Below are 12811 nucleotides of genomic sequence, written 5' to 3' on the forward strand. Positions count from 1 at the left end.
GCGTCGCGTCCTTGCCCGTGTCGTGCCGCCCCTGTCGGGCCGACGGCCAAACTATACCGGCCAGGGCCGTGGCAAAAGCCGCATTCGGGAAAAAATCATTTGCAATGTTCTCGTTTTGATCTCATAAATGGCGGAACAAGGCAGGAACATTGGCGCCGTTGCCAATCTGTTGTCGCCGGGCGTCGGCTATGGAATAAGGGACTGCAAGAATGGCTACTGCAAACCTCCTCGACTTGAACGGAAAGCGCGAAATGGACAAGCAAAAGGCGCTCGACTCGGCGCTGGCGCAGATCGAACGGCAATTCGGCAAGGGCTCGATCATGCGGCTGGGGGCCGACCGCCCGGTGACCGAGATCGAGGCGACCTCGACCGGCTCTCTCGGGCTCGACATCGCGCTCGGCATCGGCGGGCTGCCCAAGGGCCGGATCATCGAGATCTATGGGCCGGAAAGCTCGGGCAAGACGACGCTGACCCTGCATGCCGTGGCCGAGGAGCAGAAGAAGGGCGGCGTCTGCGCCTTCGTCGACGCCGAGCACGCGCTCGACCCGGGCTATGCCCGCAAGCTGGGCGTGAACCTGGACGAGCTGCTGATCTCGCAGCCCGACACCGGCGAGCAGGCGCTGGAGATCGTCGACACGCTGGTGCGTTCGGGCGCGGTCAACCTGGTCGTGGTCGACTCGGTCGCCGCGCTGACCCCCAAGGCCGAGCTCGAGGGCGACATGGGCGACCACCAGGTCGGCGCCCAGGCCCGGCTGATGAGCCAGGCGATGCGCAAGCTGACCGCCTCGATCGGGCGCTCGAACTGCATGGTGATCTTCATCAACCAGATCCGGATGAAGATCGGCGTCATGTTCGGCAGCCCGGAAACCACCTCGGGCGGCAACGCGCTGAAATTCTACGCCTCGGTCCGGCTCGACATCCGCCGCACCGGCTCGATCAAGGACCGCGACGAGGTCGTCGGCAACTCGACCCGGGTCAAGGTGGTCAAGAACAAGGTCGCGCCGCCGTTCCGCGAGGTCGAGTTCGACATCATGTATGGCGAGGGTATCTCGAAGATGGGCGAGGTGCTCGATCTCGGCGTCAAGGCCGGCATCGTCGACAAGTCCGGCGCCTGGTATTCCTACGGCGACGAGCGCATCGGCCAGGGCCGCGAGAATGCCAAGAACTTCCTCAAGTCCAACCCCGGCGTGGCGGGCGAGATCGAGGGCAAGATCCGCGCCACCCACGGCCTGGCCTTCGACGGCGGCGAGGAGGGCGGCGAGGTCGTCGATCTCTGACCCCGGGGCCGCGCCGGCCCGCCTGCGGCGGGCGCGCGAGGACATGACACGGCCGGGCCTTGCCCGGCCGTTTCCATGCGGTGCTTGGCGGTGGACAGGCCCGGCGCACGGGGATAAACCGAAGCGCAACGCCAAGATCCGCCCCGAAGAGGCCCGCAGTCATGCCGTCATTGAACGATATCCGGTCGACCTTTCTCGACTACTACCGCCGCAACGGCCACGAGGTGGTCGACAGCAGCCCGCTGGTGCCGCGCAACGACCCGACCCTGATGTTCACCAATGCCGGCATGGTGCAGTTCAAGAACGTCTTCACCGGGGTCGAGACCCGCGATTACAAGCGCGCGACGACGTCGCAGAAATGCGTCCGTGCCGGCGGCAAGCATAACGACCTCGACAATGTCGGCTATACCGCGCGCCACCACACCTTCTTCGAGATGCTGGGGAATTTCTCCTTCGGCGACTATTTCAAGGAAGAGGCGATTCCCTTCGCCTGGGAACTGCTGACCAGGGATTTCGGCCTGCCGGCCGACAAGCTGCTGGTCACCGTCTACCACACCGACGACGAGGCGGCGGCGATCTGGAAGAAGGTGGCCGGGCTGCCGGACGAGCGCATCATCCGCATCCCGACCGACGACAATTTCTGGAGCATGGGCGCGACCGGCCCCTGCGGCCCCTGCTCGGAGATCTTCTTCGACCACGGCCCCGACATCCCCGGCGGCCCGCCCGGCAGCCCGGACGAGGACGGCGACCGCTTCATCGAGATCTGGAACCTCGTCTTCATGCAGTTCGAGCAGTTCGAGGACGGCAGCCGGCGCGACCTGGCGGCCCAGTCGATCGATACCGGCATGGGGCTGGAGCGGATCGGCGCCGTGCTGCAGGGCAAGCACGACAATTACGACACCGACCTGATGCGCAGCCTGATCGAGGCCTCGGCAAACGCGACGACCACCGATCCCGACGGCACCGGCCGCATCCATCACCGGGTGATCGCCGACCACCTGCGCTCGACCTCCTTCCTGATCGCCGACGGCGTCATGCCCTCGAACGAGGGCCGCGGCTACGTCCTGCGCCGGATCATGCGCCGGGCGATGCGCCATGCCCACCAGCTCGGTGCCCAGGACCCGCTGATGCACAAGCTGGTGCCGGCGCTGGTGCGCAAGATGGGCGCCGCCTATCCGGAGCTGGGCCGCGCCCAGCCGCTGATCGAGGAGACGCTGAAGCTCGAGGAAACCCGCTTCCGCCAGACCCTCGACCGCGGCCTGCGGCTGCTCGACGATGAACTGGACAAGCTGCCCTCGGGCGCGCAATTGCCGGGCGAGGCGGCGTTCAAGCTCTACGACACCTACGGCTTCCCGCTCGACCTGACCCAGGACGCGCTGCGCGAGAAGGGGCTGACCGTCGATGTCGGCGGCTTCGAGGCGGCGATGGCGGAACAGAAGGCCAAGGCGCGGGCGAGCTGGTCGGGCTCGGGCGAGACCAAGGACGCCGCGATCTGGTTCGACATCGCCGAGGAGCAGGGCCCGACCGAGTTCCTGGGCTACGACACCGAGGCGGCCGAGGGCCAGGTGATGGCGCTGGTCGTCGACGGCGCCCGGGTCGAGGCCGCCGAGAAGGGCGCGTCGGTCCAGCTCGTCCTCAACCAGACCCCGTTCTATGCCGAGGCCGGCGGCCAGGTCGGCGATGCCGGTACGCTGAAGACCGAGACCGGCGCGGCGACGATCCTCGACACCAAGAAGTCGCAGGGCGTCTTCATCCATGCCGCCGAGGTCACCGAGGGCAGGATCTCCGTCGGCCAGGGCGCGGAGCTGGAGGTCGATCACGGCCGCCGCTCGGCGATCCGGGCCAACCACTCGGCCACCCACCTGCTCAACGAGGCGCTGCGCCGGGTGCTGGGCGAGCATATCGCGCAGCGCGGCAGCCTGAACGCGCCCGACCGGCTGCGCTTCGACTTCAGCCACGCCAAGGCGCTGACCGAGGAGGAACTGGCGACGGTCGAGAACGAGATCAACGCCTATATCCGCCAGAACGGCCCGGTCGAGACCCGGATCATGACCCCGGACGAGGCCCGCGCCCTCGGCGCCCAGGCGCTGTTCGGCGAGAAATACGGCGACGAGGTGCGCGTCGTCTCGATGGGCTCGCGGCCGGGGTCGGGCAAGGGCACCGACGGCCAGACCTACAGCCTCGAGCTTTGCGGCGGCACCCATGTCCAGCGGCTGGGCGAGATCGGGCTCTGCGTCCTGCTCGGCGACAGCGCCTCCTCGGCCGGCGTGCGCCGGATCGAGGCGCTGACCGGCGAGGGCGCGATGCGCTACCTCATCGAGCAGATGCAGCACCTCAACGAGGTCTCGGCGGTGCTCAAGGCCCAGCCGGGTGAACTGGCCGAGCGGGTGCGCGGGCTCCTCGACGAGCGCAAGGCGCTGCAGAACGAGGTCGCGCAGCTGCGGCGCGAGCTGGCGATGGGCGGCGGCGGCGCGGCCGGGCCCGAGGTGCAGGAGATCAACGGCGTCAAGTTCACCGCCCAGGTGCTCTCGGGCGTCTCGGGCAAGGACCTGCCGCCGCTGATCGACGAGCTGAAGGACAAGCTGGGCTCGGGCGCGGTGCTGCTGATCGCCGATACCGGCGGCAAGGCGGCGGTGGCGGCCGGGGTAACGGGCGACCTGACCGGGACGCTGTCGGCGGTCGAGATGGTGCGGGCGGCGGTGGCCGAGCTGGGCGGAAAGGGCGGCGGCGGCCGGCCCGATATGGCCCAGGGCGGCGGTGCCGACGCGTCGAAGGCCGATGCGGCCATCAAGGCGGCGCAAGCCGTGATCGGAGGGTGAGATGAGTGCTTTGTGGATCGCCAATGTCGAGGTGCTGGACGCCGAGGCCTATGGCAAATATGCGAAAATCGCGACCGAGGCGATCGCCGCCCATGGCGGCGAGTTCCTCGCCCGCGGCGGCCGCTACGTCCAGCTCGAGGGCCGTGACCGGGCGCGCAACGTCGTCGCCCGCTTTCCCAGCGTCGAGGCGGCGGTCGAGTGCTACAACTCGCCGCGCTACCAGGAGGCGCTGAGCCACGCCAAGGGCGCCTCGAACCGCGACCTCGTCGTGGTCGAGGAAGGCTGAGCGGGCCCCGCTCTTCGGAGCCGCGCGGCCGCTCATCGCGGGTGGTGCGCAGGAACAGAGATATCGCAGGTTTTGTCTTGCCGTCCCCGCTGGATGCCTCCGGCGGGGATATTTTTCAGCAGAAAGTGGGGACCGGGTCTCCCACTTTCTGCTCGCAAATATCCTCGGGGGGGCGGGGGGCAGACAGCCCCCCGCAGCCGCGGCGCGCTCGGGCGCGGCGCAATCCCTGCGGATCAGCTCGCGGCGCGGGCCTGGCGCTTGCGCTCGTGCGGATCGAGGAAGCGCTTGCGCAGGCGGATTGCCTTGGGCGTGACCTCGACCAGCTCGTCGTCGTCGATATAGGCGATCGCCTCTTCCAGGCTCATCCGCACCGGCGGGGTCAGCCGCACCGCCTCGTCCGTGCCCGAGGCGCGGACGTTGGTCAGCTTCTTGCCCTTGAGCGGGTTGACCTCGAGGTCGTTCTCGCGGCTGTGCTCGCCGATCACCATGCCCTCGTAGACCGGTTCCTGGGCGCCGATGAACAGCTTGCCGCGCTCCTCGAGGTTCCACAGCGCATAGGCGACCGAGGTGCCGTTCTCCATCGAGATCAGCACGCCGGCGCGGCGGCCGACGATCGGGCCCTTGTGCGGCGCCCAGCCGTGGAATAGCCGGTTGAGCACGCCCGAGCCGCGGGTGTCGGTGAGGAATTCGCCGTGATAGCCGATCAACCCACGCGAGGGCACGTGGGCGACGATCCGGGTCTTGCCGGCGCCGGCGGGCTTCATCTCGATCAGCTCGCCCTTGCGCGGGCCGGTCAGTTTCTCGATCACCGCGCCGGAATACTCGTCGTCGACGTCGATCACGACCTCCTCGATCGGTTCGAGGTTCTGGCCGTTCTCCTCGCGGAAGATGACGCGCGGGCGCGAGATCGAGAGCTCGAAGCCCTCGCGGCGCATGTTCTCGATCAGCACGCCCATCTGCAGTTCGCCGCGGCCCGCGACCTCGAAGGCCTCGCCGCCGGGAGTGTCGGTGATCTTGATGGCGACGTTCTGCTCGGCCTCCTTCATCAGCCGCTCACGGATGACGCGCGACTGGACCTTGGAGCCGTCGCGACCGGCCAGCGGCGAGTCGTTGATGCCGAAGGTGACCGAGATCGTCGGCGGGTCGATCGGCTGCGCCGGCAGCGGCACGTCGATCTCGTTGGCGCAGAGCGTGTCGGCGACGGTGGCCTTGGACATGCCGGCGAGGGTGACGATGTCGCCGGCTTCGGCGGCGTCGATCGGCTGCTGGCCGAGGCCGCGGAAGGCGAGGATCTTCGAGACCCGGAACTGCTCGATCCGCTCGCCGGTGCGGCTCAGCGCCTTGATCGTCTCGCCGGCCTTCAGCGTGCCGGCCTCGACCCGGCCGGTCAGGATGCGGCCGAGGAACGGGTCGGCCGACAGCGTCGTCGCCAGCATCTGGAACGGCTGGTCGCGCTTGTCGACCTGCTTCGGCGCCGGGACGTGGCTGACGATCAGGTCGAACAGGGCATCGAGGTTCTCGCGCGGGCCGTCGAGATCGGTGTCGGCCCAGCCCGAGCGGCCGGAGGCGTAGAGATGCGGGAAGTCGAGCTGCTCGTCATCGGCGCCGAGGCCGACGAAGAGGTCGAAGACCTCGTCCAGCGCCCGGTCGGGTTCGGCATCGGGCTTATCGACCTTGTTGAGCACCACGATCGGCCGCAGCCCCAGCGCCAGCGCCTTGGAGGTGACGAACTTGGTCTGCGGCATCGGGCCCTCGGCGGCGTCCACCAGCAGCACCACGCCGTCGACCATGTTCAGGATCCGCTCGACCTCGCCGCCGAAATCGGCGTGGCCGGGGGTGTCGACGATGTTGATCCGGGTGCCGGCATGCTCGACCGAGGTGCATTTGGCCAGGATGGTGATGCCGCGCTCGCGCTCGATATCGTTCGAGTCCATCGCGCGTTCCGTGGTCGCCTGGTTTTCGCGGTAGGTGCCCGACTGCTTGAGAAGTTCGTCGACGAGGGTGGTTTTCCCATGGTCAACGTGCGCGATGATCGCGATGTTACGAAGGTCCATATGTCCGATGCCTTGATGCTGCGCCGCCGCGATACATGCAAAACGCGCCCATGGCCAGAGGCAAGGCGCCGAATGCGGCGGCGTGTCAGTGCGTGGTGGTATTCGAGAACAGGTTAATGACGACAATGCCGGCGATGATCAAGCCGATACCGAGGGTGGCGGGCAGATCGAGCCGCTGGTTGAAAAGGATCAGGCCCGACAGGGTGATCAGCACGATGCCGACCCCGGACCAGAGCGCATAGGTGATGCCCAGCGGCATGACTTTCAAGACCTGCACGAAGAACCACAGCCCGAAGCCGAAGCCGATGGCAACGCCGACCGACGGCCAGAAGCGGGTGAATTGCTGGCTGGCCTGCAGGCAGGCCGAGCCGAAGGTCTCGAACATCACGGCGATCAGCAGCAGGGCGTAGGTGTTCAGCATCGGTGACCTCGGCGGGTTCAGGTGGCGATGTAGCGGTCGCGGCGGTGGTTGACGGCGATGACGAGGTTGACGACGACGGCGCCGAGCAGGGAAGTCGCGACTTTCACCGGGTCGAGGAAGGTGAAGGCGACGGCGAAGAGGCAGGCGTCGAAAATCAGCTGGGTCAGGCCGGCGCGGAAGCCGGTCTTGTCCTGCAGGTAGAGCGCGAGGATGCCGATGCCGCCGAGCGAGGCGCCGTGGCGGAACAGCGCCAGCAGGGCCGAGCCGGTGATGGCGCCGAACAGCAGCGCGCCGACGATCGGGTTGAGATCGGCGAAACTGACCCAGCGGGGCATCACCATCGTCAGGCCCGAGAGCAGCGCCACCGAGATCAGCGTCTTGACCATGAAGCGCGGCCCGATGCGGCGATAGCCGAGCCAGTAGAAGGGCAGGTTGACGACGAAGAAGACCGGCCCGAAGCCCCAGCCGGTGGCATAGGAGATCAGCACCGCCAGCCCCGCCGTCTGGCCGGTGACGAGCCCGAGATGGGTGAGGATGAGGATGCCGAAGGAGGCCATGCCGGTGCCATAGGCGATGCCCTGGGCATCGTCGGCCAGGCTGTGGCGGATCGGGTCTTCGGCGGGTTCGGTCAGCGTGTGGGTCATGGTCCAGCTAGCAGCGTGTGGGGCATGGTCCAGCTATGCCGCGCCGCAAGGGGAAAGGGAAGCCCGGACAATGCCACCGTGCACACGATGATGGCCTCCCCCGGCAAGACATCCGGTCGCAGAGCCCGGGGCCCGGGAACAAGGCGCTCTGCGCCGCCGGGCGCCGGCCCTGCGATGTGCCTTGAGCGACGGTCCGTTTCTTCCCGTCGGGTGGGGCGACGCGCGGCGCGCAGGATCCCAAAGGCAAAAGGCAGGGCCGAAGCCCTGCCTTTCCGGTTCGCGATGGCGGCGGCCTCAGCCGGCCAGCGCCTTGTTCAGGTACTCGTCGACCTTTTCCAGGTAACCCATCGTGGTCAGCCACTTCTGGTTGGGGCCGACCAGCAGGGCGAGGTCCTTGGTCATGAAGCCGTCCTCGACGGTCTGGACGCAGACCTTCTCGAGCGTTTCGGCGAAGTTCAGCAGCGCCGCGTTGTCGTCGAGCTTGGCGCGGTGCTTCAACCCGCCGGTCCAGGCGTAGATCGAGGCGATCGAGTTGGTCGAGGTCTCCTTGCCGGCCTGGTGCTGCCGGTAGTGACGCGTCACCGTGCCGTGGGCGGCCTCGGCCTCGACGGTCTTGCCGTCCGGGGTCATCAGCACCGAGGTCATCAGGCCGAGCGAGCCGAAGCCCTGGGCGACGGTGTCCGACTGGACGTCGCCGTCGTAGTTCTTGCAGGCCCAGACATAGCCGCCCGACCATTTCAGCGCCGAGGCGACCATGTCGTCGATCAGGCGGTGCTCGTAATGGATGCCCTTGGCCTTGAACTTCTCTTCGAACTCTTCCTCGTAGACCTTCTGGAACAGGTCCTTGAAGCGGCCGTCATAGGCCTTGAGGATGGTGTTCTTGGTCGACAGGTAGACCGGCCAGCCCTTCTGCAGGCCGTAGTTCATCGAGGCGCGGGCGAAGTCGATGATCGAGGCGTCGAGGTTGTACATCCCCATCGCGACACCGGCCGACGGCGCGTCGTAGACCTCCTTCTCGATCACCGTGCCGTCCTCGCCGACGAATTTCATCGTCAGCTTGCCCTTGCCCGGGAACAGGAAGTCGGTGGCCTTGTACTGGTCGCCGAAGGCGTGGCGGCCGACGACGATCGGCTGGGTCCAGCCCGGCACCAGCCGCGGCACGTTCTTGCAGATGATCGGCTGGCGGAAGATGACGCCGCCGAGGATGTTGCGGATCGTGCCGTTGGGCGAGCGGTACATGCGCTTGAGGCCGAATTCCTCGACCCGGGCCTCGTCCGGCGTGATCGTGGCGCATTTGACGCCGACGCCGTATTGCTTGATCGCCTCGGCCGCATCGACGGTGATCTGGTCGTCGGTCGCGTCGCGGCTCTCGATGCCCAGGTCGTAGTATTTCAGGTCGATGTCGAGATAGGGCAGGATCAGTTTCTTCTTGATGAAGTCCCAGATGATCCGGGTCATCTCGTCGCCGTCGAGCTCGACGACGGGGTTATCCACTTTGATCTTGGTCATGGGGCCCTCTCTGTTCGGGATTCGGTTTGGCGGGGTCATAGCCCAAAACCCCGCGAGGGAAAAGATGGTATGCGGTTGTATACCGAAAATGTCGCGCGGTCAGGCGCGCGGCTGGCCGATCCGGCGTGCGGCAAGCTGGAGCGGCACGGCCAGCAGCGGCAGCAGCCAGGCCAGGATCCGGAGATCGAAAAGGGGCCGGGCGCAGTCTTGCAGGCTCGCCGGCGGCCGCAGGCCGGAGGCCAGCACCACCAGCAGGACCGCCAAGGCAACCAGCTGGACGCGGCGCAGGCGGGGCGAGGGCGCGCCGGCGGCGGCGAGGGTGAAAGGCGCGGTCCAGAGCGCGGCCCACCCGGCCAGCAGCGCAAGCGGGAGCCAGGCGACGGGAAGCCGCGGCAGGCCGGCGCAGGCGCGCCACTCGGCCGCGCCGAGATGGCTCGCGGCGGCGACAAGGGTGCCGAGGGCCAGCGCCCCGGCAGCGCCGAGGGCCAGCTCACGCATGGCGGAAGAAACGCTCCGCTCGGGCCCAGATCCAGTCCCACAGCGCCGGGGCGCCGCGGGCGACCTTGGTGCCGACGCGCTGGTGCAGCTGCTCGGCGGTGACGTTGTATTCGGTCCACGAGCCGCCGCCGCTTTCGATGTTGTGCATCAGCGGCTGGACCCGGTCGAGCGACTTGGCGAAGACGGCGTCGGGGCTTTCGGCGGCTTCGAACTCTTCCCACAGGGCGCGGAACGCGGGGCCGATATCGTCGGGCAGCAGGCCGAAGAGGCGCTCGGCGGCGCGGGCTTCGGCGGCCTGGATCTCGGCCGAGCCATGGGCCTGGCCATTCGCGGAGTGGATCGGCACGTCGCCGACATCGATCTCGACCAGGTCGTGCAGCAGCAGCATCCTGATGACGCGGTCGATATTGACGCCGGGCCCGGCCTGGTCGGCCAGCACCATGGCGTAGAGCGCCAGGTGCCAGCTGTGCTCGCCCGAATTCTCGCGCCGCGAGCCGTCGGTGAGAGTCGTCGCCCGCAGCACCTGCTTGAGCTTGTCGGCCTCGTTGAGAAAGGCGAACTGGGCGTCGAGGCGGGCGCTGTCGAGATGGGTGCTGTCGAGACGGGTGCTTTCGAGGGGCGCGCCGTCGGTCATTCGCCGGCCGCCCGGGCGGCCGCCAGCTTGCGTTCCAGCGCCTTGCGGCCGCGCTGCTCGGCAAGGTGATAGCGCATCGCCGTCAGGTAGACCTCCTGCAGCGTCGGCGAGGAGGCGCCGATGATCTGGGCGATCTCTTCGTGCAGCCGATCGTTGCCAAGCTCGTCCATCGCCGCCAGCGTGTCGCGGGCGAGGGCGTCGGCGAGGTCTTCCAGCGCACTCATCGGTTCAGCGCGAGTTCTCGGTCAGCCGCCGTTTCACATAGGCCGTGACCGTGTCCAGCATCGGCTTCATATGCGCCTCTTCGTCCTTGAAGAAGTGATCGGCGCCCTCGATCTGCTCGTGGGTGATGGTGATGCCCTTCTGCTCGTGCAGCTTGGCCACCAGCGCCTCGGTATCCTTGGGCGGCGCCACCCGGTCGTTGGTGCCGTTGATGATCAGGCCCGAGGCCGGGCAGGGGGCGAGGAACGAGAAGTCGTACATGTTCGCCGGCGGCGCCACCGAGACGAAGCCGGTGATCTCGGGCCGCCGCATCAGCAGCTGCATGCCGATCCAGGCGCCGAAGGAGAAGCCGGCGACCCAGCAATGCTTGGCGTTTTGGTTCATCGACTGCAGGTAGTCGAGCGCCGAGGCGGCATCGGAGAGCTCGCCCACGCCCTGGTCGTATTCGCCCTGGCTCCGGCCGACGCCGCGGAAGTTGAACCGCAGCACGGTGAAGCCCATGTTGTAGAAGGCGTAGTGCAGGTTGTAGACGACCTTGTTGTTCATCGTGCCGCCGAATTGCGGATGCGGGTGCAGCACGATCGCGATGGGGGCGTCTTTTTCCTTCTGCGGGTGGTAGCGTCCTTCGAGCCTGCCTTCCGGCCCGGGGAAAATCACTTCGGGCATGCGCCTAGCCTGTCTTTCCTTGGCGGCGGCAGTCCGCATCATTCTTGACGAATTTGCTCGGGCTACCTAGAACCATTCTAAATGCCGGCAGATGCCAGCGGGGTTGACCCGAGTTAAGGTCGCCGCCGCCATTCGTCAATGTCTTTGACAGGGATCGGACCATGAAACTCTCAACCAAGGGGCGTTACGCGATGGTGGCGCTGGCCGATCTGGCGCTGGAAGGCAAGGACGATCTGGTCTCGCTCGCGGCGATCTCGAAACGGCAGGACATCTCCTTGCCCTATCTCGAGCAGCTCTTCGTCAAGCTGCGCCGCGGCGGGCTGGTGGATTCGGTGCGCGGCCCCGGCGGCGGCTACCGGTTGTCGCGTCCCGCCTCGGAAATCCGGGTCAGCGAGATCCTCGAGGCGGTCGACGAGACCGTCAGCGCGATGCGGACCGGGGCCGGCGCCTCGGGCGGAGCGTCGGGGACGCGGGCGCAGTCTCTGACCAACCGGCTGTGGGAAGGGCTGTCGGCCCATGTCTACGTCTTCCTGCACCAGGTGCGGCTGGCCGACGTGATCCGCAACGAGATGCAGCCCTGCCCGGCAGTGCCGGCGATCCTGAACGTGGTGGACGAGGAATGAGCGCGACGGAGCCCTTGGCGGACGTTGGCGGGGGGCTGTCTGCCCCCCGTGCCCCCCGAGGATATTTGCGTGAAGATGAAAGGGCGACGCTTTGAAATCGCGTCTTTATCTCGACTGGAACGCGACGACGCCGCTGCGCGCGGAAGCGCGGGCGGCGATGGTCGCGGCGATGGATGTCGCCGGCAACCCGTCCTCGGTCCATGCCGAGGGCCGGGCGGCCAAGGCCCTCATCGAGAAGGCGCGGGCGCAGGTGGCGGCGGCGCTGGGGGCCGAGGGGGCCGACATCGTCTTCACCTCGGGCGCGACCGAGGCGGCGGCACTGGCGCTGGCCGGGCGCGGCATGTCCTGCGCCGGGATCGAGCATGACGCGGTCCGGGCCTGGTGCGCCGAGGATCTGCCGGTCGACGGCGATGGCCGGGTGACGGTGGCCGATCCGGCGCGGGCGACGCTGCAGCTGGCGAATTCCGAGACCGGCGTGGTGCAGGATCTGCCCGAGGGGCTGGCGGTCTCGGACCTGACCCAGGGCTTCGGCAAGCTGCCGGTCGCCTTCAACTGGCTCGGCGTCGAGATGGGGCTGATCTCGGCCCACAAGCTGGGTGGGCCCAAGGGCGTCGGCGCGCTGGTGATCCGGCAGGGGCTGGACGTGGCGGCGCAGCTGCGCGGCGGCGGCCAGGAGATGGGCCGGCGCGCGGGCACCGAGAATGTCATCGGCATCGCCGGCTTTGGCGCCGCGGCCGCGGCGGCTGCGCGCGATCTTGCCGATGGCGTCTGGGAAAAGGTGGCTCAGTTTAGAAATATTCTAGAGTCAACAATTGCCTCCGAGGCAAATTCGACTATTATTGTCGGGAAAGGTGCGCAGCGTCTGCCGAACACCACCTGCCTCGTCAGCCCGGGATGGAAGGGCGAGACCCAGGTGATGCAGATGGATCTGGCCGGGTTTGCCATTTCGGCGGGCTCGGCCTGTTCGTCGGGCAAGGTGCGTGCCAGCCGCGTGTTGCGGGCGATGGGGATGGACGAGGGCGCGGCCGCCAGCGCCATCCGTGTCTCGCTCGGGCCGGCGGTGACGGAAGAGGATGTGCTGCGCTTCGCCGAGGCGTGGCTGGCCCAATACCGGAAATTCCGGGCGCGGGCTGCATGAGGTGCGGGGCGCAAGCCCCT

The 12811-nt window shown here is 67.8% G+C and carries 13 protein-coding genes; 5 read left to right on the top strand and 8 right to left on the bottom strand.

The window, feature by feature from the left end; genetic code table 11:
• Positions 1 to 209: 209 nt before the first annotated feature.
• The 3 genes from recA (at position 210) to ACFOES_RS04535 (ending at position 4382) form a co-directional block, all read left to right on the top strand.
• Positions 210 to 1277 (top strand): recombinase RecA, encoded by a 1068-nt coding sequence (gene recA, locus ACFOES_RS04525; protein ID WP_377831986.1) that lies wholly within the window; start codon positions 210 to 212, stop codon positions 1275 to 1277.
• A gap of 161 nt (positions 1278 to 1438) precedes the next feature.
• Complete coding sequence (gene alaS / locus ACFOES_RS04530; RefSeq protein ID WP_377831987.1) at positions 1439 to 4096, top strand: alanine--tRNA ligase; 2658 nt, start codon at positions 1439 to 1441, stop codon at positions 4094 to 4096.
• Position 4097: 1 nt separating this feature from the next.
• On the top strand, positions 4098 to 4382 hold the full coding sequence (locus ACFOES_RS04535; RefSeq protein ID WP_377831988.1) for a DUF1330 domain-containing protein: 285 nt from the start codon (positions 4098 to 4100) through the stop codon (positions 4380 to 4382).
• 233 nt (positions 4383 to 4615) lie between these two features.
• On the opposite strand, the gene typA is transcribed toward ACFOES_RS04535, so the two are convergent.
• From typA to ACFOES_RS04575, 8 genes are all read right to left on the bottom strand, one after another.
• The gene (gene typA / locus ACFOES_RS04540; RefSeq protein WP_377831989.1) at positions 4616 to 6436 is read right to left on the bottom strand and encodes a translational GTPase TypA; all 1821 of its coding nucleotides are present in this window, start codon (positions 6434 to 6436) and stop codon (positions 4616 to 4618) included.
• 85 nt (positions 6437 to 6521) lie between these two features.
• The gene (locus ACFOES_RS04545; protein ID WP_377831990.1) at positions 6522 to 6857 is read right to left on the bottom strand and encodes an SMR family transporter; all 336 of its coding nucleotides are present in this window, start codon (positions 6855 to 6857) and stop codon (positions 6522 to 6524) included.
• Positions 6858 to 6874: 17 nt separating this feature from the next.
• On the bottom strand, positions 6875 to 7501 hold the full coding sequence (locus ACFOES_RS04550; RefSeq protein WP_377831991.1) for a YitT family protein: 627 nt from the start codon (positions 7499 to 7501) through the stop codon (positions 6875 to 6877).
• Between the two features lie 294 nt (positions 7502 to 7795).
• Positions 7796 to 9010, bottom strand: coding sequence for an NADP-dependent isocitrate dehydrogenase (locus ACFOES_RS04555; protein ID WP_377831992.1), 1215 nt, complete (start codon positions 9008 to 9010; stop codon positions 7796 to 7798).
• A gap of 99 nt (positions 9011 to 9109) precedes the next feature.
• Positions 9110 to 9508, bottom strand: a complete 399-nt coding sequence (locus tag ACFOES_RS04560; RefSeq protein ID WP_377831993.1) for a hypothetical protein — start codon at positions 9506 to 9508, stop codon at positions 9110 to 9112.
• Entirely contained in the window at positions 9501 to 10142 is a 642-nt protein-coding gene (locus tag ACFOES_RS04565; protein WP_377831994.1) for an HD domain-containing protein, read from the bottom strand. The genes ACFOES_RS04560 and ACFOES_RS04565 overlap by 8 nt, the downstream gene beginning before the upstream one ends.
• Positions 10139 to 10366, bottom strand: coding sequence for a hypothetical protein (locus ACFOES_RS04570; RefSeq protein ID WP_377831995.1), 228 nt, complete (start codon positions 10364 to 10366; stop codon positions 10139 to 10141). The genes ACFOES_RS04565 and ACFOES_RS04570 overlap by 4 nt, the downstream gene beginning before the upstream one ends.
• 4 nt (positions 10367 to 10370) lie before the next feature.
• Positions 10371 to 11030, bottom strand: a complete 660-nt coding sequence (locus tag ACFOES_RS04575; RefSeq protein WP_377831996.1) for an alpha/beta hydrolase — start codon at positions 11028 to 11030, stop codon at positions 10371 to 10373.
• Between the two features lie 161 nt (positions 11031 to 11191).
• On the opposite strand from ACFOES_RS04575, the gene ACFOES_RS04580 reads away from it, so the two are divergent.
• Together ACFOES_RS04580 and ACFOES_RS04585 are read left to right on the top strand one after the other, a co-directional pair.
• A complete protein-coding gene (locus tag ACFOES_RS04580) occupies positions 11192 to 11653 on the top strand; it encodes a Fe-S cluster assembly transcriptional regulator IscR (protein ID WP_377831997.1) in 462 nt (153 codons plus the stop codon).
• 91 nt (positions 11654 to 11744) lie between these two features.
• Complete coding sequence (locus tag ACFOES_RS04585; protein WP_377831998.1) at positions 11745 to 12791, top strand: cysteine desulfurase family protein; 1047 nt, start codon at positions 11745 to 11747, stop codon at positions 12789 to 12791.
• Positions 12792 to 12811: the final 20 nt, after the last annotated feature.

Origin of the sequence: Acidimangrovimonas pyrenivorans, from assembly GCF_042643245.1 — a bacterium.
GTDB lineage: Bacteria > Pseudomonadota > Alphaproteobacteria > Rhodobacterales > Rhodobacteraceae > Acidimangrovimonas > Acidimangrovimonas pyrenivorans.